Source organism: Prevotella melaninogenica ATCC 25845, assembly GCF_000144405.1.
Taxonomy (GTDB): Bacteria; Bacteroidota; Bacteroidia; order Bacteroidales; family Bacteroidaceae; genus Prevotella; species Prevotella melaninogenica.
Window position 1 is genome coordinate 1,633,670 of record NC_014370.1, and the last position, 26,155, is coordinate 1,659,824.

Sequence of the window (26,155 nt, forward strand, 5' to 3'; positions counted from 1 at the left end):
AAACAGACTACAAAAAAAATAAGGTATTTATTCATTATTCGCAAAGCCAAGTGAGAGGACACTAATCTTGACATTCGTCCCTTTAAGGAGTTCTTTGGCGGCTGCAACGAGGGTGGCACCTGACGTGATTACATCATCAACAAGTAAGATATGTTGATTGTTTAAGGCGGAAGCATCGAGGAGATGAAAGGCTTTCTCTACGTTTTCATTTCGTTCCCAACGCCCTTTTTGCGTCTGACTACCGTGAAAACTGATACGTTCTAAGACCTTATCTAAGACAGGCAAACCAGTTTCTGCACTGATACCACGCGCTATCTCCACACTTTGATTATACCCTCTTTCTCGCTCACGCTGGCGAGCAAGTGGCACAGGAACCACAGCTGTGATTCCATCAAAGAAGCCATCTTGTGCAAACTCTGCTGCAACAATACGCCCAAGATGCTCGCCTATCTCAGGATGACCGCCATACTTAAGTTGATAAAGCAAACGACTGGTATCAGAATGGGCTTTATAAAAGAAAAAGGCTGTACCCTTTTCTATGGGAATCCTACCCCAAAAGAGACGCACAAGTTTATTATCATAACTCGACTTAGAATAGCCCGTACGAGGGAGACAATGATTACAACAAGCACACATTACCTCCTCCGTAACGGTCAGACGCCTACCACAAATCGTACATGGACGAGGAGCAAGAGTGTCTATCAGGCGAGCCAATAAACTAATCATCTGTGTCATCGTCTACGAAGTCAACATCATCATCCGCAGCAACGACTCCTTCATCTATACACCTGCGGATTAAATCCATCGTAAAACCACGTCCCATAGCAAACTTTATCAGTTTCATTGAACGTTCGTAATCGCTCTCTGCCTTAATTGTGCGATACTTACTCGCTAACAATGGGCGCAAGACCTCAAGATATTCTTCGTCTTCCACAGCATCGAGGATGGGCGATGAGACGGCATTATCGACCTTTTTCATCCACAGAGCTTGCTCAATCTTCCGTCGTCCCCATTTGTTATAGCGGATTTTATCATGCACAAAAGACTCCGTATAACGGCTATCATCAACGTAATGCAGCGTTATCAACTTCTCCATAATACGCGCTTGCGCATCTTCTGATAGTCCCCATTTGCGCATCTTCTCTAACATCTCGCCAGAGCAATGTTCGCCTTTCGCACATAAATCGGCAAGTTTCTTTAACGCTTGCGGCTCTAATATCGGCCGTTTCTGTATCATGGTCGGATGGCTTTAATGAAGCGAAGCTTACCAAACTGGTCTTTTCGCTCTTCTATCTGCTTATAACCCAATTCGCTTAACATCTGCTTTACATTATCAATATATAATGGGTTGGTCTCAAAATAAAGCACACCATCAGCTGACAAAGCCTGCACGCCATACTCAGCGATTGCCCGATAGAAGCGTAGCGGGTCATCGTCTGGCACGAAAAGAGCTGTTTCAGGTTCATACGCAAGTACGTTCTTCGCCATCCCTGTCCGCTCTTTGTCGCAGATGTAAGGTGGATTACTCACTATAATATCAAATTGCTGCTGCATAGCTGCTGCTGAAGGATGAAGCGCATCCTCCATCTTTAGTTCAACACGAACCTGCCATTGATGTACATTCTCACGTGCAATAAGTAGTGCATCACCCGATATATCCCACGCTGTAACCGCCGAGTTGCGTAGGTCGGCAGCCAATGTAACAGCAATACAACCACTGCCTGTCCCTACATCCAACACCTGCAGGGGCGCAGGAGGCTGCAAAGCACAATAACATCCGTTGTTATCCTCCTCTATCCAACGGCACAGCACCTCAGTCTCTGGGCGCGGAATCAATACGCCCGGAGCCACATGAAATGTGCGCCCACAAAAGGTTTCACGTCCTAAAACATATTGTACAGGCTCCGAACGTTCCAAACGAAGGATGATTTTCTCTAATTCCTCCTCCGCTTCTCGGGATAATTCATTAACTTTGCCCGTATATATATCGGGCAGCGTAATGCCAAACTGCACCTCTAACACAAGCCGAACGATAGCTTGTGCCTCACCTTCATCATATAAAGGAGTGAGTCTGTGCCATAAATCTTGGTATGTCATAGCTGCAAAGATAGGAATTTTAATGAAATGAAACAAGAAAAAACTGACGAAAAATACATGCGTCGTTGCCTGCAATTAGCTCGTAATGGACAACAGCTTGCCAAGCCTAACCCAATGGTTGGTGCGGTTATTGTGAGTAAGGAGGGCAGGATTATCGGTGAGGGTTACCACGTACGCTGTGGCAAAGGACATGCCGAAGTGAACGCTTTTGCATCTGTAAGGAAAGAGGACGAGGCTTTGCTACGTGAAGCAACGGTGTATGTCAGTCTTGAGCCTTGCTCTCATTATGGGAAAACACCTCCTTGTGCCGACTTGATTATCAGTAAGGGTGTGCGCCGTGTTGTGTGTGGTTGCATCGATCCTTTTGCCGAAGTGCAAGGACGTGGAGTAAAGAAGATTCGCGAAGCAGGGATAGAAGTGACCGTGGGTGTATTGGAAAAGGAGTGCTTGGAACTGAACAAACGGTTCATTACTTACAATACACATAAACGACCGTATGTGATATTGAAGTGGGCAGAAACAGAAAGTAGACTAACCAACACGCCATTCAACACACCAGCCAGCCCCTCCCCCTTACCCCTCCCCCATAGGGAGGGGAGTAATCACCGAGATACCCCTAATGATGCGAGTATTATAAATGGTAGTAAAGATGATGTAACTACTTGTACTAATAATTCTGCTGTGGCTTACATTGGCAACTTGCCGGATAAAGATTATCAGCCATTGATTATCTCTACACCCTTTACAAAGATGTTAGTACATAAGATGAGGGCGGAGAATGATGCGATTCTCGTTGGGAAAACAACGGAAGAATTAGAACAACCACAGCTGACAGTGAGGGAATGGAGCGGTCCAAGTCCAGAGAAATTGGTGCTGACAAGTCAACCGACAAAAGCTGGAGAATACGCAACACCGGCTGAAGTGCTGTCGCATCTCTATGCTGAAAAGAAGCAAAGTCTCATCGTGGAAGGTGGTGCAAAGACTTTACAGAGTTTTTTGGATGCAGGACTATGGGACGAGATACGCATAGAATCGGCTCCTTTCACTGTTAACGAAGGTATCGAAGCGCCAAAACTTCCAGAGAACATACGTGTTATAAAGGTAGAGAAGTATGTTAACACGATTGTAACCTACGAGCGAGCGTAGGATGAAATGACATCCATTCGATACAACAAAACGGCTAAAAACAATTTATCTTCATGAAAAAAAGAAATTCTTTTCATGAAGATAAATATTTATTTTCACGACAAAAAATATTTCTTTTCATGAAAATAATTCGACAATAAGACTGAGTTGAAAGTGCAATAGTCTTTTTAATTGCACTTATGTGTCATAATATTTAATACCATATCATCGGTAATACACATCGCTTCCTTACCTATACTTGTGAGGTTGCGGATAGATTTATCAACGTCTTCATCAATGATTCCCTCTGCAGACGTTACGTGCTTACCCTCCATGGAAAGCGTTGCAGAAAGGATAGCTGTTGACACTCCCGATGAAATCTTCAGTGAACAACTTGGCTTCGCACCATCACAAATCATACCTGTAAGGTTGGCTATCATGTTCTTTACTGAATGACAAACATTGATATAATTGCCTCCCATCAGATAAGTAATACCACAGCTGGAACCAATACTTGCCACGACACAACCACAAAGGGCAGATAGTGCACCAAGACTCTGCTTGATGTAGATGGCTGTGAGATGACTCAAGGTGAGTGCTCGGATAAGTTCCTCACGTGTATTCTCATTCTCCTTCGCAAAGACAGCCACTGGGTTGGTTGCACAGATACCCTGATTTCCCGAACCGCTATTACTCATCACTGGTATCAAAGCACCACCCATACGGGCATCACAGGCAGAAGCGGTCTTCGCAATAACGTGTGAGAAGATGCTATTTCCAAAGATTCCGCGACTCAAAGGACGGTCCATTATCTTACCCAAACAATGTCCGTAGTTTCCTTTCAAAGCCTCAGCTGCAGCACGAAGATTATAACGTTTTGCCTCAAGGATAAACTCAATCTCATCGACAGGAGTAGTTGTAGCAAACTCCCATACCGTATTGAGGTTCAGACAAAGGGGTGCTTTTTCGACAGCAGCTGTGCTGGGTTGCATCTTATCGAGCAGAACAGTACCGTCCTTCTCTTCAAAGACAATATTCGTATGAGTACCAATGATAATGGCTGTCGCACGATGTCCCTCAGCCTCACAAGTAATTTCTATGTATAGTTTCTCGGTGATACCATCCTTCAGTTTGACATCAATTCGATTCTCACTGATAAATGTTTTGCCAGCCTCCAAAGTAACAGGTGTGAGGTCCTTGATAACCTCCAACTGATATTCTGACTTACCCACCAAAGCACCAAGGGCAATGGCAATAGGCAGACCTATCATTCCCGTTCCAGGAATACCGACTCCCATCGCATTCTTCAGAATATTAGCAGAGAGCAACACGCTAATATGTTCTGGTCTCTGACCTAACAACTCTGTAGCACGCGCAGTACACAATGCCACAGCCATTGGCTCTGTACAACCCACAGCAGGTACTACCTGCTGGTGTATCAACTCGATAATCTGTTCTCTAATGTTCTTCTCAAGCATAATGATGTGATTTAGGTTTAGCTTGATATTATTATGATATTAAATAATTCTCCTTCGTATCTACCCGCTCAAACATCAATCTATTTGAGAGAGCTTATTACCTAACTCTTGTCGCATAGCCTCCATCTTTTGACGTCGGTCGATAGAGAATGTAGAGTCATTCGCCTCAACATAATCAAATAAAGCGTATGCTTTTTCCAACAGTATTTGGCGCAAAGGTTGCCCTTTGTAGCTTCCTTCGGCATAAAGTAACTCTGCAACCATATTGATTTTGTCTATCCGTTCTTCCTCTTTCCACTGCTCCTTGGCATATGTCAACAGCTCATCAACAGAGAGATTACGTAAATCATCATACTCTCCAACATACTGTCTGTAAAGGTCTTTCAAGTCCTTATCTCGCTTCAATTCATCATCTTTCTTTGTTAGAAAGCGCGAAATTGCAGCATTGAATTCCTCTATCAAGCGAATAAAATAATCTCGTTGTAACATAGTAGATTTCCTTTTATGACACAAAAGTAAATAAAAAATTGATATAAATCCACTTTTCAGTGTGTAATTAAACAAAAAATATTTTAGAATTGAGCTTATAAAGAATTAGCCCAATTAGCCTAATAAGGCCAATTGGGCTAATAAAACAGACACTTTCAGGACTGTGGAAGACTCTCCCACAGCTTCTTATAAAATTCGTGTTTGGTCATTGTTTGGACATTACCAAGGATAATCAGCTTCATTCTGGCACGTGTTATAGCCACGTTCATACGACGTAAATCACGCAAGAAACCTATCTGACCATCATCATTGGAACGCACAAGAGAAATGAGTATCACGTCACGTTCCTGTCCTTGGAAGCCGTCAACGGTGTTCACACTGATAAGACTTCGATAGGGTTTGAAGAACGCTCGCTTCTTTATCAGGCTACGAAGATACTGCACTTGAGCACGATAAGGAGAGATAACGCCCACATCTATCCGCTCATTTAACACACGCTGCTTCCCTATCTTAGTAAAGTAATCGACTAAAGTCTTGAGTGTTAGCTCTGCTTCTCCTTTATTAATACGTCCAAAAGAAGAACCTACAAACTGCTCATGAAAGGCATTTCCCCTATCATTATTCAATTGGGAAGGAGCAGAATTAGCCTCACTTTCCGTTAAATCATACGATGCAACGACAGCCTCATCGGACGTATCAATCCATACCATTGGGTTGTCATAATCGAGGATGCCACGATATTTAATCTGCGGAGCGGTCTCCACCTGTCCACCATAGAACCAATCGGATGAGAAGCGCATAATCTCTTCGTTCATTCGATATTGCACCTTCAACAGCGTTACAACCTCTGGCTTATTCTCTACGATACGTTCCATCAGGGTCTTTCCTAAGCCTCCACGCAGGGCAGCAATGCTTTTCACAGTCGGTGGTAGTTGACAATGATCACCCGCAAAGATGACTCTTGACGCTCTACGAATGGCTATCCAGCAGGCTGCTTCAAGGGCTTGTGCAGCCTCATCGATGAACAAAGTGGTGAACTTCTGACCTTCCATTATCCTACTGTTAGCACCAACGAGGGTGGAAGCAACGACACGTGCCTCTCCGAACAACTCGGCATTGATACGTATTTCAAGCTCTGTTGCACGGCTCTTCAGCCTATCCATCTTCTGATGATAGCTTTCAGAACTTTTCTTCCTGTTGTTCCTCAGTTCACGAATAGCTTTCCGAATCGACCACAACTGTGGGTAGTCTGGATGTGCTTCAAACTTCCTTTCATATGTAAAACCTAACATCTTATCGTTCACTCGAGTAGGATTACCAATGCGAAGGACATTGATACCACGGTCGACAAGCTTCTCACAAATCCAGTCAACAGCCATATTACTCTGCGCACAAACCATCACTTGGCTCTCACGCATCAGTGTTTCGTTGATTGCTTCGACCAATGTTGTTGTCTTACCTGTTCCCGGTGGACCATGAACTACCGCCACATCTTTTGCCCATAACACCTCGTTGACAGCCTTTTCTTGTGTCGGATTCAGCCAAGGTAATCGAATAGGAGCAAAGGAGAACTTCTCAGCCTTTTGTCGTGAATAGAACAAATCGCGAAGATAGGCAAGCCTATTTCCCTTTGCTTTCATGGTACGGTCTAACGCATCGAACATCATTTGATAGCTCGTTTCATCAAAACCTAACTGGCAACCAACCTGTTCTGAAGCTGATTGGAGGTCTAACAAAGGTGCAGAGTCAGGGACAGCAACGACCATTCTGTCGCCCTCTACATAAGATACCGTACCTGTAAAACCATAGTATTTCAGCTGAACCGCCTTATTAGGAGTCCCCTCCCCTTTCTCAATAAACTTAAAGAAAAGGAGTGGTCTACCACATTCAAAGTTATGTTCGATATCCCCATCCTGTGTACGAAATACCTCAATGCATAGTTGGTTAAGTCCATTATAAAACCGTTTTCCCACTCTTAATGGGAACCAAGCGTCACCTCGTTTCACTTTCCGCTGCATACCTGCAGCCTCAGTCTGCTTTCTAAAGGCTTCTTTCTCGGCATAATACTCCATTTGGAGCAGTAAACGCTGACGTTGTAAGAGTTGTATTGGACTTTCCTGAAGCATATCTTTTTATAGTTGACGAGTTAACAAGTTGACGAGTTAACAAGTTGCTTGTAAATAATTAAAACGATATTATATATAAATAAAAGCACACTTTGCACATTAAGTATAAAAGAAAGTAGACCACTAAAAGAAGAACATTGTACGACTATTCTGCTTTTTCTGCGCCAGAGCATTTTCCATTTGCTTTGTAGCTGCCTTAAAGAAGAACGCAATTAGGTGTTCATCCGTCCCTTCCGTTCGTATGGTTCGCAAAGTAGCGATATACTCTTGACGATCTTCTTTCTGTATAATCAATTCAGGATAATCATGACGTAGTAAGATGAAGTTGGATAACAACCTGCCTGTTCTCCCATTCCCATCACGGAAAGGAAGTAGGTATTCAAAGAAACCATGGAACCGAGCAGAAAGAATCATAGGGTGAAGTTCTCCACGCTTCATCATCTCAGCTGTTGAAGACATCAGTCGTGGCACCTGTGCTACCAATCCTTCATGTTCGCCAAAGACCGTATCACCAGCAGCCATATCCACCGTTGTAAACTCCCCAGGTACGGCATCTGCCTGCTTATAAGTGAGCGTACGAAGTGTTACCAACCTATTGATGGTCTTCAATAGTTCGACATCAAAAGGGTGATCTAAATGATTATGCATCCATTCATATGCTGCAAAGTGGTCTGCCATCTCCTGACATTCCAGCAAAGACTTGCCAACTGGATGATAGCCTAACTGCTCTTCAAACAGACAACGTGTATCATCCACCGAGAAAGAAGACCCCTCTATACCACAGCTATGGCAGGAAAAAAGGATTTCAGAATACTCTCTAAACGCCTTCTTCCCCATTGGCAGCACTATCTTTTCTTGATACTCTGCTACCAATTCATCATATCTTTTTATCTCTGTTTCAAACACTTTACAAATATAATACTTTTTATCCAATATCCATTCTACAACGAATAAAAAACAGGAAAGGCTTAACAACTGAAGTCATCCTCTATCTCTGCGACTTTACCCATTTGCAAACCAGGAGGCGCACAAGATGATAAGAACAAGGCAACACGGAGTTCTTCATAATCTGTAGGTAAGGAAAGAACAAGGTCTAACTTCCCATCTCCATCCAAATCACCTGCAAACAGAAGTGCAAAACTTGCTGCATCGACCCTTGCCTCCCTAACTATTCGTTCTCCATTGAGCAATAATGTATAGTTTTTTAATTGGCTTTCTCCCTGCGCCTTTGCCTCTAACTTGTAATGCTTTCCTGCAAAAGTAAAATTCCTTACAGAGCCTGGTTCCAAGTAAGTACTATCTGAAAATGCAATATCAGCAATCTTAACTTTGCCCTTCTTTATTGGCAACTGATTGACAAACAATATCGTGTTTCGCTTTTCTGCCAAGTATGTTGGAATAGTACTTGAGCACATATCCTCTCTCATCTCAATACCATACCGAGCTTTACCAACATAATAATCCTTCCCATCTTTATAGAGTTCAACCCAATTTCGGTTGATTATCGTATCTGGATTACATAAACGATAATTAAAAGGAACAAGAATCTTATATGTTAGTGGCTGCTTCTTTGCTACCTTAACACTATCAACCTTCTTTACAGGCACACTATCTTCCTGTTGCACAGACGACTCCTGCGCCTGACTAACGGGCTTCTTATCAGTACAAGAAAGAAGTATCATACAAAGACTCAACAAAAAGACAAGAGACTTAACTTTCTTCATAATCACATATTTAACACCTTTCAGCAAACACTATTATCAGATATCACACGCTGCAAAAATAATACTTTTCCCTCTATATTCCAACCTTGAACACTATAAAAGACACAATAGTATTAACTATATATGGGTATTTTGCACCATAACCCCACTTATTTACCTTTTTTATCCTAACTTCTTACGCCACTTCCACGAATATTTACTATTTTTGTCATCAATAATTAACAATAAGAACTAAGACTCTTAAGCTTATGAAAACAAACAAAGTGCAAATTGAGCACAAACTTCCTTCAGAGTGTACAACCATCATCATTGGTCAAGAACAGACTGCTGATGGTTCTATGATAGTAGCGCGTTCAGAGGACTGGGACGCTATGGAAGCTAAGAATTACGAGATTTTTGAAGATACGGACAATGGTCCACGTGAGTTCGTTGCAAAGGATAGCCCTTTCCGTTGCGAACTCCCAGAGAAGGCTTTGGGCTATTCTGCCCTTTCTCCGTATAATCTTCACGGTCATTGGGGCAGTGCTGGTTTCAACACAGCAGGTGTGGGAATGAGCGCTACGGAGAGTATCTTCAGTAGTGACGAGGTATTGAAACACGACCCATTGGTAGAGAATGGTGTGGCAGAGAACTCTGTCTTCAACATTACCCTACCTTACGTCCACACCGCCCGCGAAGGTGTTGAGCGATTGGGTATGCTCATCGAGAAGTATGGTATTGCTGAAGGCTTCGGCATTGGCTTTGTAGATAGCAAGGAGATATGGTACTTGGAGACAGCTTGTGGCCATCGTTGGTTGGCTTGCCGTATGCCAAAAGATCAGTATTTCGTTACTGGTAACCAGAGCCGCTTCCGTACATACGACCCTAATGATAAGGAAAATTACCTCGCATCAGCCGACTTGATTGAGTTTGCCGAGAAGCATGGACTTTACAATCCAGCACAGGGTGCCTTTGATTTCCATGAGGCTTACGCACGTGATATCAAACTCGACACTACCTATAACTATCCACGTGTATGGGGTTTGCAGCAGTTCTTCTCTCCAGAGATTAAGAATGACGTAACAAAGAACACCTTCCCTGTCTTTGCAAAAGCTGCTCATAAGGTCACACTGACCGAACTTCGCACGGCATTCCGCTTCCACTACGACAATACGGAGCACGACCCATATCTCAATAGCAATCCGAAGGAACCTTACCGTCCTGTCTCTATCTTCCGTACCACACAGACCCATCTCTTGCAGGTACGCCCAGAGCTGCCACAGGCTATCGGTTGTGTGAATTACGTTGCTATGGGAATGGCAGACCTCGGTGTGTTCCTCCCACTCTATCAGGGCATCACTTCTTATCCAGAGGCTTACACGAAGGGTAATGGTGAGTCAAGTGATGACTCAGCTTATTGGAAGTTCCGCAAGATAATGGTATTGGGTATGACCAACTATAACAAGTATGCTCCTATCATCAAGGAGGCGTATGCAAAGTTTGAAGCTGAGACCGATCAGCGTCAACGTGAGATGGAAGAAGAATATCTACGCATCTACAAGACGCAACCTCTCCATGCACAAGACCTGTTACAGGAGTTCTCTGATAAGATTCTTAACAGTGCACTCGACCTTGCCGATCGTCTACAAGAGAAACTCTTTACACTGATGACACAAGACATTCAGCAGGAGTATCTCTTCCACGGAGCATAAAAGCAAGTAGAATCCTACTTTTATAACTATAAGACAGGCTGTATCAAGTAGCACACAATGCCTCTTGGTACAGCCTTATTTAGGTAAAAAACACCAGCAAGAACGATAAGGGAAAGGTAAAAAATCAATTGTTTCACAATATATATAACTTTTTTTTCCTAACTTTGCAGACAAGAGCTATTGCACAGCTATCCTATGGTAGCAAAGTAAAGCTTGAAAAACTCGCTCTGATAGTTCAATGGATAGAACGTAGGTTTCCTAAACCTTTGATCCGGGTTCGATTCCCGGTCGGAGTACTAAACATCAACTCTTTCCCTCTCATTGTTAAGAGTAAAGAGGCTGATTATCATTTTTATATAGATTTACTACTAACAACCAAAAGGAAACATATACCCCATAGTATTTTTCAATCCGCTCTCAAGCAACAGAGGGACTAAAGAAGAAACTTTATGATTGGTGCTATTATAGGAGATATTGTAGGCTCACGTTTCGAATTCGGAGCAGCTCCACAGCAAGGGTTTGAGCTTTTTACACCCGATTGTTCTTACACAGATGATACGATTTGCACCATCGCTATTGCCGATGCGGTGCTGAATGAACGTGACTATCAGGAGAGTCTGCTCGACTGGTGTCGGCGTTATCCAGACCCGATGGGCGGATATGGTAGGCGATTCTACCAATGGATTAACGCTGACAATCCCCAGCCTACGGATTCATTTGGCAATGGTTCTGCGATGCGTGTCAGCCCTATTGGGTGGCTATTCGACGAGTGGGAGGATGTAATTGAGGAAGCCAAGAAGAGTGCTATCGTAAGTCATAACCACCCCGAAGGCATTAAGGGTGCACAATGTATTGCTGAAGCTATCTGTTGGCTACGCTTGATGCGCTTTTCTAAGTCGGATGTCGAGCGCAAAGTTGAGAAATTCTTTGGCTACGAGTTACCACCTATGCGGGACATTAAGAAGATTGGTTCTGAAGGACACTTTGATGGAACCTGTCAGGAAACCGTACCGATGGCACTGCGTTGTTTCATGGATGCTAATAGCTTTGAGGAGACCATCCGCCTCGCTGTACTATGTGATGGCGATACCGACACGAAGGCGTGCATCGCTGGTTCGGTTGCCGAAGCCTATTATCCTGTGCCAGAATGGATAATCGAAAAGGCAATCAGCTACTTGCCAGATGATATGCTCAACATCCTCGGACAGTTTTATGAGCGCATACAAGATAGCTGTGGGACTAAAAAAGGATAGCTTTAAGCCTTAAAAAAATACGATTTTTCGAGTCTAACAATGCTGTTTTGAAGACTGTAAAACAGCCTTGTTGCACGTTATTTTCATGAACAAAAAGATTTATTTACGTGAAAAGAAATATTTACTTTCATGAAGAAAAATATTTATTTTCATGAAAATAATTCATCGTTGATGGTCTTTCATGAACGTCCCTAACTGCTTTCGATACAGAATACCAGTATCCTCGCCTATTTTAAGGATAGCTTTTATCGCCTTTGCATTGAAGTCGGTGACACCATAAGAACCTAAATCGGGATTAATATAGAGGTCGGCTTTCGTGCGATTGACATTATATTTCTTTATATCAGGACGTTCTGCCAACCAATCTAAGATACCTCCCAGTCCTTTCAGAAAGCCGAAAGGCGAACGATAGTCATCATGTTTGCGCTGTTGAAGGTCGACGGCAATAACGATATCTGCCCCCATCTTTCGTACAACATCCACTGGAAGATTATTGCCCATACCGCCATCCACCAGCATCAGCGTGTCTATCTGCACAGGTTTGAACGCACCGGGAATAGCCATACTGGCACGCATATTACGCGCCATGGAACCTGTATCAAGGACTATTTCTTGTTGACGACGGATGTCAAAGGCTACACACGAGAAGGGAATAGCCTTCTCAACGGTACCACGTTGTACGGGAGAACGACTGACGAGTGAGTCAAGGAAATTATAGACATGGTCACCATGCAACATCCAGAACCCTGTATTTTTATCAGCATCAGCCTTTTTACGCACAGGAAAGCCAAAGAGATAGATTACACCATCTTCCTCTTTATAGACCTTTCCAACCAATGTTGTGTCTCTATCTGCCAAAAGTGCCAACCAATTCTGCGAACAAAAGAATTTTTTAAGGTCGTCTGCACGATAGCCCTGCGCGTATAATCCGCCAATAATTGCACCTATACTTGTTCCAGCAATATAGTCAATAGGAATCTTAGCTTGCTCCAACTCTTTTAGTATTCCTATGGCTGCAGCACCTTTCGCACCACCACCACCAAGCACAAGTCCCACCTTTGGGCGGGTCTTCCCACCTTCGTTCTGTTGCTGTGCCTTCACAGATAAACCACAGCATATCAGCATCAGAAATACAAGTAAGTATTTTTTCATAGCGACAAAAGTAATGTTTTTCTAAGAGAAAAGCGTGTTTTTTCCTTTTATTGTTGCTTTTCATTTCTCCAACAATCTTCATATTTCCTCAAAAGCAAGTAACTTGTACACCCGTTAACTTGTCTACTTGTCAACTCCAAAACAATCCACTCGTCTACTCGTAAACTTGTTTACTTGTCAACTATTCCTTACCTTTGCACCATGAAGTTCCATCCTATCCTATCAGAACAGCCCCTACCCGCTCGGTTTAATAATCCCTTCGATTACGAACCGGACGCTCTTTGCCGTGCAGCAGTCAAGCAGTTGCAGGCAGATCTCCCTATTGAACCAATCGAAGGAAAGATGTATGGCATTCTGATTGTTGAGCGAAACGGAGAGATTGGTTATCTGCAAGCCTACTCAGGACAGATAGCTGATGAGGGAGAAGACTTTGTTCCAGCTGTCTTCGACTATCTTCAACCTAATGGTTACTTCAAAATTCATGAGGCAGAGATTACCCAATTGAATCAAAAGATAGCCCAACTAAAAGCCTCAACAGCCTATCGACAGGCACAGGAAAACCTCAAAAAGATTCAGCAAGAGGCAGAAAAGGCTATCGAAGAAGCACGGAGAGTGATGCAAGGGGCCAAGTTCTTACGTGACAAACGCCGTAAAGAGGCTTTTATTTCAGAGGCAGAACGAAACGAAATGACACGTCAGAGCCAGTTTCTTAAAGCCGAATTGCAACGTAAGAAAAAGGCTTATGCTGAACAGATTACCGCTGCACAGGCTATTGTAGACTCCTATCAAGAACAGATAACAGTTTGGAAACGAGAGCGGAAAATGAAGTCTGATCGTCTTCAACGTTGGCTTTTCTCTCAGTTCTCACTACTCAATGCACACGGAGAACGTAAGGACTTACTCGATATCTTCCGTGATTACTATCTGCAGAACAGTCCTGCACGCACGAAGGCTGCCCATATAACAAGTGTAAATACTGCTGAACGTGCTGCCAAGGAGAGTCTCGCAGCTTCACTACTTCCACCTTCTGGTGCAGGTGAATGCTGTGAACCAAAGCTCTTACAATATGCCTTTCTTCATGGTTATAAGCCTATTAGCATGGCTATGTTTTGGTGGGGACCATCGCCAAAGACCGAGATAAGACAGCATGGAAACTACTATCCTGCTTGCAACGGAAAGTGTAAACCTATCTTGGAGTGGATGTTGGAAGGGATAGACGTTGACTATAAGGATTGCAAGAGGACAGATTATAAAACCGAATTAGCTCTTTCTGAAAGACTACAAATACTCTATGAAGACGATTATCTTGCAGTAGTTGTCAAACCATCGGGCTTACTCTCTATTCCTGGAAAAGGCTGTCAAGCATCCATTTATAGTATTCTTTGCGAGCGATGGAAGGGTAAGAGCGATGCGTTCATGGTACATCGATTAGACATGGCAACAAGTGGTTTACTCGTTGTTGCGCGTACTTCTGAGGTTCATAAGGCTTTGCAAGCACAGTTTATTGGGCGAACAGTAAAGAAGAAGTATGTTGCTTTGCTTCCTCTCTCTATCCTCGAAAAGCAGTTACCAGCAGAGGGACGGATAGAACTTCCACTCTCTCCCGACCCAGACGACCGTCCTCGGCAGCGTGTTGATAGAACTAATGGGAAGCCAGCTATCACCGAGTATCGCCTTATCGGTAAGACAACATACGGCAAAGAAGCATTGGAAGCAGTGAAGATAGCGCTCTATCCGTTGACAGGGCGTACCCACCAGCTGCGCGTTCATTGTGCTCATCCAGACGGATTGGGTACTCCTATCATTGGTGATAACCTCTACGGACAACGAGCTGAACGCCTTTGGTTACACGCAACTCACCTTGAGTTCACCCATCCCATAACCCAAGAGCGGATGAGTTTTGATACTCCTTTATAGGTATCGAAGCTATCTACTCTTCGCTTTCCAGTTCTTCCGTATTGCTTTTGCAGAAGAATCGAAGTTACTCATTCAATAAAGACATAGCTAATACAGTCAACTATCTGTCCTTTTATCATCCTCTGACATTAAAAATCATTTCTTTTTAAACTTCGAAAATCTGCAAATAAAGGTTTGAAAAATCATTACATAATTTCGAATAAGACATCAATAAATAACGGCAAAACCACATACAAAAAGCAGGTCTGTAATCAACAGCAAATCAATTAGTTATAAAATGGAAAAGTAAAAGGTGCTTAGTTGGACTTCAAAAGGGCGTTAGTAAGGGGCTTAAAGGGCATCTTTTGCAAGTCAAAAGGGCATCTTTTAGAAGCCAAAAGAGCATGTATTGGTTTCGAATCACATGAAAATAGTTTACAAACCGCAACTAATGAGGGAATAAATTGTTTGTAGAAGGCAGATAAACATCGCACCTAATTACATTCATCATGTAGTTTATCCGCCGTTCTAAAACCATCTAATTGGGGGGTAATTATACCGGTGTTGGGTGATGGTTGTTGGGTGTTGAGCCTTTATAAAACAATCTTATTGGAGGAAATCATACCATATATGTAGATTAATCTCATACTATTAACAATTTGGAGTTAATGGAAGCCCTCGTTTTCCTCTATTCTTTCAACCCTTGGAATACTATTTCCTACCTTTTTAGCATGTGACTTTAATGTGAGTGGTACGTTCTCTATCAAGACATTACTCGTATTCAGACCTAAAGAACGTGTCATACTCAATTTCAAATGGTCAATCCATTCATAGGCATCCATGATAAGTCGCTCCTTAAAAGAGAAAGAAGCGAAGGTTGAATAAATCCTATTAATAAGCACAAATACGAAGTTTCCCATCACATTATGCTTAGCCAATGACGGATAAGATGACGCAAGAGAGAACTCATTCTTAGCCACCATATCCTCGATTATCTGCCTAAAATAACGATTGACAAGTGGGTGGATGCGGAATCCTAACCGTAGATTGATACGATAAAGAGTATCGGGAACGAGCGTGGTAACGTCATATTCCAGTGTTGATGGACTGTCTTGATAGTCTATATGCAGCAAGAAATAATGGTCAGCACGCATTGGATGCTTGTTAATAATTGAATAGAGAATCTTCTGTTCGATGTCGTATTTACCTCCAAGTTTGGTGAGATAGACAATATTTGTCGCATACTTAGGGATTGACTCATCGTTCTTAATATCGGAAATAATACTGAACGATTCACGAACATCACGTATCTGTATCTGCGAATTACGGATGGTTGTGGCATTATACCACACATACATGATTGCTATCATCACACTGGCAAGAAGCATGGTTACCCAACCTCCATTCATAAACTTTGCCATGTTTGCGACGAAGAAGATACTCTCCAAACCGACAAAGACGATAAGGAACAGGAGTGTTAGCCAACGATTTACTCGACGAATAGTAAGATAAGCACTCAAGAGGAAGGTGGTCATGAGCATGGTTATCGTGATTGACAAGCCGTAAGCAGCCTCCATTCGTTCCGAACTCTTGAAGAAAAGTATCACAATCACACATAAGATAAAGAGCGACATATTGACAAATGGGATGTAAAGTTGTCCCTTAACATCGGTCGGATACTTAATCTTCTGACGTGGCCAAAACTTCAAGTTCATTGCTTCACTGAAGATAGTAAACGACCCACTAATCAATGCTTGACTTGCAATAATGGCTGCTATCGTTGCCATGACGATACCGAAAAAGAGCATACCGTGGGGCATAATGGCATAAAAAGGGTTCAACCCAGAAGTAAGATTATTGACATGTGCAATTATCCAAGCCCCTTGACCAAGATAGTTGAGGATTAACATGACCTTGACAAAGGCCCAACTCGTACGGATGTTATTAATTCCACAATGCCCTAAGTCGGAATATAAGGCCTCAGCACCTGTCGTACAGAGGAACACTGCACCCAAGATTAAAAACCACTCAGGGTTACTCGTCAGCAAGTGGATGGCATGTAAGGGATTGAAAGCTTGCAGAATAGGATTATAATCACCGATATGCATAGCTCCTAACACACCCAACATTGAAAACCATAAGAGCATTAATGGACCAAACAACTTGCCAATCATATTTGTTCCGAATTGCTGAATGAAGAACAAAACAGTAACAATACAAAGGGCAATAGGTACAACTGGGGTCTCTGGTTCATAGACCTTCAATCCCTCTATAGCAGAGAGAACCGTAATAGAAGGCGTTATAACACCATCAGCTATCAGCGTACTGGCACCAATAATCGCTAAGAAATAAAACCATTTACGACTATGTCGACGTATTAAAGCATACAAAGCGAGTATTCCACCCTCTCCTTTATTATCCGCACGGAGGGCAATTAAGACATACTTAACAGTCGTTTGAAGGGTTAATGTCCATATAATACACGACACTGCACCGATGATATATTCAGCATTAACAGGGTTTCCAGCCCTAACAATAGCCTTCATCACATACAAAGGAGATGTACCTATATCTCCGAAAACAATACCTAAGGTTACAATAACGCCCATTAAACTTAGTTTATGGCGTGCAGAATTACTACAATTGTTATCCCGTGTCATTCTTATTATATCTTAAAACGGATGCAAAGGTAAACAAAATCATGATAACTGCATAACCCTCTTAAGGCTTTTATCTATATTTCTTTTGTCGTTTCTCTTATTTACTGTAACTTTGCAGTAGATAATAAATAATCAAACAGATATGGAAGAAAAGAAATTTAAGCGCACCACTGTTACCGCAGCATTGCCTTATGCGAATGGAGGTGTACATATAGGACACCTTGCTGGTGTATATGTTCCTGCCGATATCTACGTTCGTTATCTCCGATTGAAGAAGCGTGAAGTTGCTTTCATTGGTGGTAGTGACGAGCATGGTGTGCCTATCACCATCCGTGCTAAGAAGGAAGGTATCACCCCACAGGACGTATGTGACCGTTATCATAAGTTGATAAAGGACTCTTTTGAAGAGTTTGGTATCTCCTTCGACATCTATAGTCGCACAACAAGTGAGACTCACCACAAGTTTGCTTCAGACTTCTTCCGTAAGCTATATGATGATGGTAAGCTCGTCGAGAAGGAGAGTGAGCAGTACTATGATGAGGAAGCTCACCAGTTCCTTGCCGACCGTTATATCATGGGTGAGTGTCCTCACTGTGGCAATCCAAATGCTTATGGCGACCAATGTGAGAAGTGTGGTAGTGACCTTAGCCCTATGGAGTTGAAGAATCCACACTCTACTATCTCTGGTTCACAGCCTGTCATCAAGCGTACTAAGAACTGGTACCTGCCTTTGAATGACTATCAAGAGTGGCTGAAGCAGTGGATTTTGGAGGATCATAAGGAGTGGCGACCAAACGTTTATGGTCAGTGTAAGAGCTGGTTAGACATGGATCTCCAGCCACGTGCTATGACTCGCGACCTTGATTGGGGTATTCCTGTACCAGTAGAGGGAGCCGAGGGCAAGGTTCTTTACGTATGGTTTGATGCGCCTATCGGCTATATTTCAAACACAAAGGAGCTTTGCGAAAAGGATCCAGAGCACTTCGGCAACTGGCAGAAGTGGTGGCAAGACCCAGAGACACGTATTGTACACTTCATTGGAAAGGACAATATCGTGTTCCACTGTCTCATCTTCCCAACTATGTTGAAGGCGCATGGCGATTATATTTTGCCTGATAACGTACCATCAAACGAGTTCCTTAACCTTGAAGACGATAAGATTTCTACAAGTAAGAACTGGGCGGTATGGCTCCATGAGTACCTCCGCGACTTTGAAGGAAAGCAGGATGTGCTACGCTATGTGCTGACAGCTAATGCACCAGAAACCAAAGATAACAACTTCACTTGGAAAGACTTTCAGGAGCGTAACAACTCTGAACTCGTTGCTGTATATGGTAACTTCGTTAACCGTGCACTGCAATTGACCAAGAAGTACTGGAACGGTGTGGTTCCTGCTTGTGGTGAATTGGAGGAGATTGACCGCCAGACTATCCAAGAGTTCAAGGATGTTAAGGCAAAGGTAGAGGCTTATCTCGATATCTTTAAGTTCCGTGAGGCACAGAAAGAGGCTATGAACCTCGCTCGCATCGGTAACAAATACATTGCCGAGACAGAGCCTTGGAAGCTTTGGAAGACCGACCCTAAGCGTGTGGAGACAATTCTCTACATCTCGCTTCAGCTCGTTGCCAACCTCAGTATTGCCTTCGAACCATTCTTGCCATTCAGCAGTAAGAAACTCCGTGAGATGATAAACATGACGGAGTATGACTGGAGTGAACTTGGTTCTACCGACCTTCTCCCAGCTGGTAAGCAGTTGGCAGAGCCTGAGTTGCTCTTCGAGAAGATTGAGGATGAGGCTATCGAGGCTCAGTTGCGTAAGTTGGAAGAGACTAAGAAGGCTAACGAAGCCGCTTCCAACAAGGCTGAACCAATCAAGAAGGACATTCCTTTCGAAGACTTCGAGAAGCTTGATATCCGTGTTGGACATATCATCAAGTGCGAGAAGGTGAAGAAGAGTAAGAAGCTCTTGCAGTTCACTATCGATGATGGTTCGGGTGTTGAGCGCACTATCCTTAGTGGTATTGCAGCCTATTATGAGCCAGAGCAGCTCACTGGTAAGGACGTTCTTTTCATTGCTAACTTTGCTCCTCGCAAGATGATGGGCATCGAGAGCCAAGGAATGATTCTCTCTGCCGTTAACTTCGATGGCTCCCTCACCGTTACTACAACCATGGGTGAGGTGAAACCAGGTAGTCAAGTGGGATAATACCCACCTCTAACTCTGACTAAAAGAGATAGAATATGATAGGCGTAGTGAGTTATCAGACTACCAAGTTTATCACGACATAACAACTATAAAGGCAATTATAAGGTTTATCAGACCTTCTAATTGCCTTTATTTTATTGCAGATTAAACTATTCAGCAAATCTAACTTCATCCAAATCGCGTATCTTTGAAAGTCTCATCAGCGGCTTTCTCGGCAGTTTATAGATGGTACGTTTAAGTTCAGTTTCCTTTTCATAGTCATCTCCATGGATGTTCTTATCCACAAATTTAATGCCTGTCAGAAAGTTGATGCTTAATCGCGCAAAGACCTTTGCACCATAATTACGCGACTTTTCATAACCTATCAGCATAAAGTCAGATGAATGATAGCGAAAGCAATACTCCCAAAAACCATATCTACCATAATTATAGTGTAGATAAAGTTTGCTGTCTTTTATGCTAACGTTCAACTCAGGAGGATCGTAACATCCTCCATCCTCATTCTCTGAAGAGAAACAACTTTCATTTTTCAAAGCTAACTTATAACCATTACCATGCGTAAACAATATTATAATCCCACGCCTATTACGATCAACCTTATGACCATCACGATCGTTCACAAAGCTATCCTTGCGTGTAGCCTTGATGATTAACACGCAATCCATAAGCCCATCTTTATTCAAGTCACCATAAACCTTGTCAAATAGCTTATAACCCTTAGGGATAAAACCCATTATCTGTTGCTGACCAGTAACAGATATGTGACTTCCTTTATCTATTATCATGGAGCCTGGATTCTTCTTCATAGGTTGTGGAGTCACAACTAAAAAGTCAGCCGCAAAACCTATACACCATGTCTTATCGCAACAGCCAACTAACATAAAGACCGCTAATAACAGCCCTACTACAGTCGTCTTGTTCATTTGATTCAAAACTTATATATTATCTATTAATCATCTGTATTCAGTCTCTCTATTTCAAGTTCATCAAAATCATCTATCTCCGAGAGTTTCTTTAATGGTTCTTTCTTCAGCTTTATAACTTTCCGTACAAACTTTTCTTCCGCATCATCATCATACTTATTGACATTATCATCATCATACCTAACCCCTGTAAGGAAGTTAATACTCACTTTTCCAAGCGCTGTTGGACCCTGACTACCAAATGATTCATAACCTATCAACATAAAGTCAGAGTCTTGATAACGGAAGCAATACTCCCAATAGCCATACCGACCATGGGCATAATGTACAAAAAGCTTACTATTCCTAATATCTATACTCAGGTAAGGAGCAAAATAAACTCCACCATCCTCATTCTCTGACGAGAAGCAGTTGTAATTCTTTACAGCAACTTTATAGCCTTTCTCTTCAGAGAACAGCACAATAATACCCCTACGATTTCGGTCTATCAATTTACCTTCATAATCTCTTTCAAAGCCATCCTTGCGTGTTGCCTTGATGATTAACACACAGTCATCAAGCCCATCTTTGTTTAAGTCACCCGAAATCTTCTCAAATAGTTTATAACCTTTAGGAATGAAATCAGTTATTCGCTGACGATCAGCAACATCATACTGATGCATATCTCCTTGTTTTTCCACCTTTGATATACGCTTCATTGACTGGTTTACTGCGGCTTGAGGGTCAGCAGTATCGGCTTTTGACCGTACCTTATCACGGCAACCTGTCAACGCCATTGCCATACAGAGCAAACAAAGAATTATCTTACTGACTTGTTTCATGTCGTATATAGTATTACTTTCATCTGCAAATATAGATAAAAAAAAGGATAACAAGCGACAGAAAACAGCTTTTATTATCACCAAACTTTATGTGTTTACTAATCAAAAAGAAGGTAGCGCAATAGCGCAACAAGCTTCTCCTACGAATTATTTTCATGACAAGAAGAATTTATTTTCATGAAGATAAATATTTATTTTCACGACAAAAAATATTTATTTTCATGTAAATAATTCGGCAAACATAGTTCTTACTTGTTTATGTCGGTACTTTTAATTACTTTTGCAACCGTAGGAAATGATAGAATCAATAGTTAATTATAAAACAAAAGAGGGTTAGGAATATGAGAAGAAAGGTTTTCTACTTTTTATTATTCACGCTGTTTGCCGTTAATTGCATGGCTTTCAACCTTTCTGCCGATACCACAAAGACAAGTAAAAAGGCTGATAATCCACTGATAGAGGACGGATATGATCTCGATGCTGATACGGTTATGGAATATTATGGGAAGCCTATTCAGCATCTGACAAGCTTTACGAATAACACCATAACGCTTAGTTGTCCTACACCAGACCGCTGGAAGGGCTTTTATACATGGAAAGGCTTTAAGATATCTAACTTCTATGTGAAGACGGGTGAAGCATCTTTCAAGGGGATGAATGCCGCTATTTTGTCTCCAATAACGATGACGACAAGCATAGACAGCATCACAGATTCGATCTTTACCGACCGTCTTCTTGCCATTGAATACAAGGGAAAAAGATGGGTTTATAGCAATGTTATCCGTAACACGGAGGCGGATACAATGCTAAGTTTTGAGGAGATTAGGACAGGAAAAGTGGGTATAGAACTGAGTTATGTGGCTGGACAAGGATACAAATATGACTATCTACTCCTTATCAATATGTCTGATGGACAACCCTGTTTGACGAACATCTACGTTGACGAATACAATTCTACCGCAAAGTATCAAGCCACACATCAATTCGATTTTACGGCGTTTGACGACGAAGGCGACTTCTCTCTTTATCGCTACCGACGCCATTTCCCAATGCTCTTACGGATGGGAAACTATGAAGCCTTTGGTGAGTAACGCCCTACACTATCGTCCCCATAAATCGTAATCACATAAAGCATCAGCACCTAAAACCGCCAACGCAACTGAATATCAAGTCCACTTAGCGTTGAGGAATTGACTTGCTGAAGTCCTGAGGATATATGATCACGGTCGAAATAATGCGTGGTTGAACTGCGAAGAATAATCATAAGACGGCTCGATAGGTCTGCCCGAACAAACAGACTATAGTGCATACCCTTACCAAAGAAGGCAGGAAAGCTAAAAGAATAGAGTGGACCACGTTCGTAAACATAGATACGTGAGGCGAAATCTGTCGTTTGGAAATAACCAATCATACCATTCAGCGTAAGCCATGAAAGCGGTTTCCAAGCCCCAGACTCACTCACCATATAACCGAAACTACGCTTGAGATAATTGCTTGCAACGACATCCAACTGACTTTTACAGCTCCAAGACGCTGCCGAATAAGCCAAAGAAAGGCGACCACGTTGCGTTACTTCGTTGACAAGAGTGGTCTTATCTCGATTGTCTTTCTCACGCATTCTAAAGCGATAGCGAGCCAAGAGCGACCAATGTTGACGGCTATAGTTGAGCATTAGTAGGTTATCCCATGCCTTACTGGCTGTATGTGCGCCAAAACGAGGGTGTGAGAAATAAGCGAAATCACTATAAGCCATGAGCGACAAACCCCGCTTTACATTCCAATTAGCCCCAATGAGTAATCCACTTTCATTCTGAACCGTCCCATTATCACCAAAACTACGTGCGAAGAGTGCTGTGTATTGGTAGCCATAATAACGCTGAACGGCAAGTAAAGAGAGCTTAGAAGTAGGCAAATAGGAAAGGCTATTCACCATTGCAAGGCTCCCCTTGCTATCCATTGCCGTCTCACCAGCCAACGACCAATGAGGATGTTGATAGCTATAGTCTGCACTTACGTTCCAAAAGTTAGTCCCTGAGGGAGCATAATGACGATAATATAAAGAAGTATTGGGCGTTAACTCCTTGTTGAAACAAGAATAAATACCCGATAACCCCATACGAAAAGCACCCGATGACCAGCCGAGATGGGTTCCTGCAGTAAACTGTGTGGCAGCATCTTTACTGTTTATCTCACGCACAGTACGGTGATAACCAGTCTTGAATATTGTCTTAATGGTACCACTATCCGTAAGTGTAGCATCTATACTGCGGTAAGAAAGAAAGGTGGTTAGGTCAAGATGCTTTGCTATTTCCACCGTTGCAGCTGCTCCCTGCAGATAGTTAGCAGCCGAACGAGAGGAATGTGCGCGAATACCTGTTGATTGTCTGCCTAACGTTGAGAGCATGGCAAGTTTCCCAAAGCCAAAAGAATTGTTGATAATGAGTCCTTGTCCGAAGTTCACTTTATACCGTCCTACAGCCAAAGTCTTCACCCGTCCCATCTTTCTTAACAGCAAGTAAAAACTATAATGGTCATAACCAAGACGATTACCATGTGCAAAGAAGGGTTCACCAGAATCTTGTGCGCCTACCAATCCAGCCTGAACATAATCGCCATAACGGAAAGAATAACGAAAAGAATGGGCATAAGGATAGCCAAGATAGCCTTTCTGGTCGCCTTCTCGCTGATAAAAAGGAATATGACCAGTCAATAAGATGGTATGCTTTCCACCTTTTATAATTGATTTAAGAGTGGGAAACTGGTGTTGTTCTTCTACTGGAGAGACATAGACAAAATAAGGAAGAAGCTGGCGACGGAGGGCATCTAAGGATTCAATCATAGCCAACTCACCCAATGACTGCATACCATGATATTGATAAACATAGGCTTGTATATCTTCAATTTGTTCTGCTGTAAGAAATGGGATACGTGCAAGTTCGTCCCTACTTGCCGTATTGAGGTTGAGTGGATGTTCTGAAAGGTCGGCTAATAGTTCAAAGGTTTCCTCCTTTGCATCCACGTTTTCTTCGTTACTTGCATAGAGTTCTTCAAACAATTCTTCCCAATCATAGGTTTGTTGTGCTGTAGAAGTGAGGCTAAAAAGCCCTAAAAGGCAGGTCAGTAGTAGATTTTTCATTTAGTTAGACTTTCAAAGTATTACGACAACAAATATAGTCTTTATTACTGAGAAAAGCAAACAAAATGACGAGAAAAGTATAAAGAAAAGGTCTTCCGTTAAATACGTAGCTTGTTAATAGAATGAGATTCATCCACATACATGGTATGGTTGCCCCCAATAAGATGGTTTTAGAATAGGGAAAAAACTACATGATAAATGTAATTAGGTGTGAAGTCTATCTGCCTTCTACAAACAACTTATTCCTATTAGCCTAATTAGGCTATTTGGTCCAATTGGGCTAATTAGGCTAATAACTTATTATTCTGTCATAATTTTTCACATCATAATTTTGAAAACATGCTCTTTTGGCTTCTTAAAGACGCCCTTTTGGCTTGCAAAAGGTACCCTTTAAGACCCTTACTAACGCCCTTTTGAAGTCCAACTAAGCACCTTTTACTTTACTACTTTATAACTAATTGATTTACTGTTAGTTGCAAACTTATCTTTTATTCATGTTTTTATCCTTATTTATAGATGTTTTATTTGAAAATATGTAATGATTTTTCAAAGCCTTATCAGCAGATTTTCGAAGACTCAAAATAAATGTTTTTCAATATCAGACTTTGGGTTAAAGCAATACGAAAAAGCATCCACATATTTAATAAAAGAACCAAAGAAAAGCCCTCTCATCCTTCTCTTAGACCACGATTTATGGTAAAAGAGAAGCGATGAGAGGGTTATGACTTATGCTAATAAGCGCAAAGAGCGATAAAAGCAACGGCTGTCTTACTGGATTCTCACACTCTTTCCGTCCTTATAACAAGCGATAGTGCGGCTGCCGTTGGTATAGATATCCTCGCTACCCGGCATATCCAAGGTGAAACCTGCAGCCTTTACCTGAGCCACAAGGTTATCATACGCAGGCTGATTGAACACTGCAATAATGATTGCTCCATCCTTAAATGCTACGTAACTTGACACACCTTTGCGCATTGGCTTTGGATAATCCTCATACTTATCAGCGGTAAGAAGCTTTGCAAGCGCACAATTCTTATAGTACATCTTAGAGAACTTATCGAGTCGATAAACCTCATAATTAGTCTTCAGTTTATAACCATACTTCTTCGTAATAGCATCTACCTTGTCTGGATTCTGATACATATCCAAAGCGTCAGCAATACTGATTACCTCTTTCAAAGGCTCAACTGCGACAACAGGTTCTTGAGCAATAGGTGTCGTTACTGGTGCTGTTGCCTTCTGTTGTGCACCACAACTATTCAAGATCAAAGCAAGTACAAGGACGATAGGAGCGATCCATACATTCTTTTTCATAAGTTCTTTCTTTTTATTTTAATGTTTTATTTATTACGTATTGGGTTGCAAGCACTATTAAAAG

The 26,155-nt window shown here is 42.2% G+C and carries 20 protein-coding genes and 1 tRNA gene; 7 read left to right on the plus strand and 14 right to left on the minus strand.

Features of this window, described 5'->3' with window-relative positions; translation table 11 throughout:
- Window positions 1-27: 27 nt before the first annotated feature.
- From HMPREF0659_RS06500 to prmC, 3 genes are read right to left on the minus strand one after another with little or no spacing between them, the layout of a single operon-like run.
- Window positions 28-735, minus strand: coding sequence for a ComF family protein (locus HMPREF0659_RS06500; RefSeq protein WP_044045924.1), 708 nt, complete (start codon window positions 733-735; stop codon window positions 28-30).
- A complete protein-coding gene (locus HMPREF0659_RS06505; RefSeq protein ID WP_013264793.1) occupies window positions 719-1,237 on the minus strand; it encodes a regulatory protein RecX in 519 nt (172 codons plus the stop codon). Before HMPREF0659_RS06505 ends, HMPREF0659_RS06500 begins: the two co-directional genes overlap by 17 nt.
- Window positions 1,234-2,097: a peptide chain release factor N(5)-glutamine methyltransferase gene (gene prmC, locus HMPREF0659_RS06510; RefSeq protein WP_013264391.1), complete on the minus strand. Its 864-nt coding sequence runs from the start codon at window positions 2,095-2,097 to the stop codon at window positions 1,234-1,236. The genes HMPREF0659_RS06505 and prmC overlap by 4 nt, the downstream gene beginning before the upstream one ends.
- Before the next feature lie 27 nt (window positions 2,098-2,124).
- Between prmC and ribD the strand changes: the two genes are divergently transcribed.
- Entirely contained in the window at window positions 2,125-3,243 is a 1,119-nt protein-coding gene (ribD, locus tag HMPREF0659_RS06515) for a bifunctional diaminohydroxyphosphoribosylaminopyrimidine deaminase/5-amino-6-(5-phosphoribosylamino)uracil reductase RibD (RefSeq protein WP_013265000.1), read from the plus strand.
- A 167-nt stretch (window positions 3,244-3,410) separates the two neighbouring features.
- On the opposite strand, the gene HMPREF0659_RS06520 is transcribed toward ribD, so the two are convergent.
- From HMPREF0659_RS06520 to HMPREF0659_RS06540, 5 genes are all read right to left on the minus strand, one after another.
- Entirely contained in the window at window positions 3,411-4,700 is a 1,290-nt protein-coding gene (locus tag HMPREF0659_RS06520; RefSeq protein WP_013264152.1) for an L-cysteine desulfidase family protein, read from the minus strand.
- Window positions 4,701-4,775: 75 nt separating this feature from the next.
- A complete protein-coding gene (locus HMPREF0659_RS06525) occupies window positions 4,776-5,189 on the minus strand; it encodes a hypothetical protein (protein WP_013264587.1) in 414 nt (137 codons plus the stop codon).
- Between the two features lie 155 nt (window positions 5,190-5,344).
- Window positions 5,345-7,315, minus strand: coding sequence for an AAA domain-containing protein (locus HMPREF0659_RS06530; RefSeq protein ID WP_013263933.1), 1,971 nt, complete (start codon window positions 7,313-7,315; stop codon window positions 5,345-5,347).
- 123 nt (window positions 7,316-7,438) lie between these two features.
- Window positions 7,439-8,248: a Fic family protein gene (locus HMPREF0659_RS06535; RefSeq protein ID WP_013264832.1), complete on the minus strand. Its 810-nt coding sequence runs from the start codon at window positions 8,246-8,248 to the stop codon at window positions 7,439-7,441.
- A gap of 35 nt (window positions 8,249-8,283) precedes the next feature.
- Window positions 8,284-9,039: an FG-GAP repeat protein gene (locus HMPREF0659_RS06540; RefSeq protein ID WP_174254481.1), complete on the minus strand. Its 756-nt coding sequence runs from the start codon at window positions 9,037-9,039 to the stop codon at window positions 8,284-8,286.
- A gap of 248 nt (window positions 9,040-9,287) precedes the next feature.
- On the opposite strand from HMPREF0659_RS06540, the gene HMPREF0659_RS06545 reads away from it, so the two are divergent.
- From HMPREF0659_RS06545 to HMPREF0659_RS06555, 3 genes are all read left to right on the plus strand, one after another.
- Window positions 9,288-10,730: a C69 family dipeptidase gene (locus tag HMPREF0659_RS06545; protein WP_044045927.1), complete on the plus strand. Its 1,443-nt coding sequence runs from the start codon at window positions 9,288-9,290 to the stop codon at window positions 10,728-10,730.
- Between the two features lie 224 nt (window positions 10,731-10,954).
- Window positions 10,955-11,026, plus strand: a tRNA-Arg gene (locus HMPREF0659_RS06550).
- A 153-nt stretch (window positions 11,027-11,179) separates the two neighbouring features.
- Window positions 11,180-11,983, plus strand: a complete 804-nt coding sequence (locus HMPREF0659_RS06555; protein WP_013264321.1) for an ADP-ribosylglycohydrolase family protein — start codon at window positions 11,180-11,182, stop codon at window positions 11,981-11,983.
- Between the two features lie 162 nt (window positions 11,984-12,145).
- Here HMPREF0659_RS06555 and HMPREF0659_RS06560 read toward each other — a convergent pair whose 3' ends face one another.
- On the minus strand, window positions 12,146-13,135 hold the full coding sequence (locus HMPREF0659_RS06560; RefSeq protein WP_044045928.1) for a patatin-like phospholipase family protein: 990 nt from the start codon (window positions 13,133-13,135) through the stop codon (window positions 12,146-12,148).
- Between the two features lie 201 nt (window positions 13,136-13,336).
- Between HMPREF0659_RS06560 and HMPREF0659_RS06565 the strand changes: the two genes are divergently transcribed.
- On the plus strand, window positions 13,337-15,052 hold the full coding sequence (locus HMPREF0659_RS06565; RefSeq protein WP_013264362.1) for an RluA family pseudouridine synthase: 1,716 nt from the start codon (window positions 13,337-13,339) through the stop codon (window positions 15,050-15,052).
- 644 nt (window positions 15,053-15,696) lie between these two features.
- Here the strand turns inward: HMPREF0659_RS06565 and HMPREF0659_RS06570 are convergent.
- Window positions 15,697-17,691 carry a KUP/HAK/KT family potassium transporter gene (locus HMPREF0659_RS06570; RefSeq protein ID WP_013263900.1) on the minus strand — a complete coding sequence of 665 codons (1,995 nt, stop codon included), beginning with the start codon at window positions 17,689-17,691 and terminating at the stop codon, window positions 15,697-15,699.
- 142 nt (window positions 17,692-17,833) lie between these two features.
- Here HMPREF0659_RS06570 and metG point away from each other — a divergent pair, with 142 nt between their 5' ends.
- Window positions 17,834-19,897: a methionine--tRNA ligase gene (gene metG / locus HMPREF0659_RS06575; protein WP_013264091.1), complete on the plus strand. Its 2,064-nt coding sequence runs from the start codon at window positions 17,834-17,836 to the stop codon at window positions 19,895-19,897.
- Window positions 19,898-20,046: 149 nt separating this feature from the next.
- Here metG and HMPREF0659_RS06580 read toward each other — a convergent pair whose 3' ends face one another.
- Together HMPREF0659_RS06580 and HMPREF0659_RS06585 are read right to left on the minus strand one after the other, a co-directional pair.
- Window positions 20,047-20,820, minus strand: a complete 774-nt coding sequence (locus HMPREF0659_RS06580; RefSeq protein WP_013264258.1) for a hypothetical protein — start codon at window positions 20,818-20,820, stop codon at window positions 20,047-20,049.
- 26 nt (window positions 20,821-20,846) lie between these two features.
- Window positions 20,847-21,641, minus strand: coding sequence for a hypothetical protein (locus tag HMPREF0659_RS06585; RefSeq protein ID WP_013264159.1), 795 nt, complete (start codon window positions 21,639-21,641; stop codon window positions 20,847-20,849).
- A gap of 341 nt (window positions 21,642-21,982) precedes the next feature.
- Here HMPREF0659_RS06585 and HMPREF0659_RS06595 point away from each other — a divergent pair, with 341 nt between their 5' ends.
- Window positions 21,983-22,732 (plus strand): hypothetical protein, encoded by a 750-nt coding sequence (locus HMPREF0659_RS06595; protein WP_013264724.1) that lies wholly within the window; start codon window positions 21,983-21,985, stop codon window positions 22,730-22,732.
- Window positions 22,733-22,782: 50 nt separating this feature from the next.
- On the opposite strand, the gene HMPREF0659_RS06600 is transcribed toward HMPREF0659_RS06595, so the two are convergent.
- Both HMPREF0659_RS06600 and HMPREF0659_RS06605 read right to left on the minus strand, forming a co-directional pair.
- The gene (locus tag HMPREF0659_RS06600) at window positions 22,783-24,777 is read right to left on the minus strand and encodes a helix-hairpin-helix domain-containing protein (protein ID WP_013264613.1); all 1,995 of its coding nucleotides are present in this window, start codon (window positions 24,775-24,777) and stop codon (window positions 22,783-22,785) included.
- A gap of 768 nt (window positions 24,778-25,545) precedes the next feature.
- Complete coding sequence (locus HMPREF0659_RS06605; protein WP_013264140.1) at window positions 25,546-26,091, minus strand: hypothetical protein; 546 nt, start codon at window positions 26,089-26,091, stop codon at window positions 25,546-25,548.
- Between the last annotated feature and the right edge of the window lie 64 nt (window positions 26,092-26,155).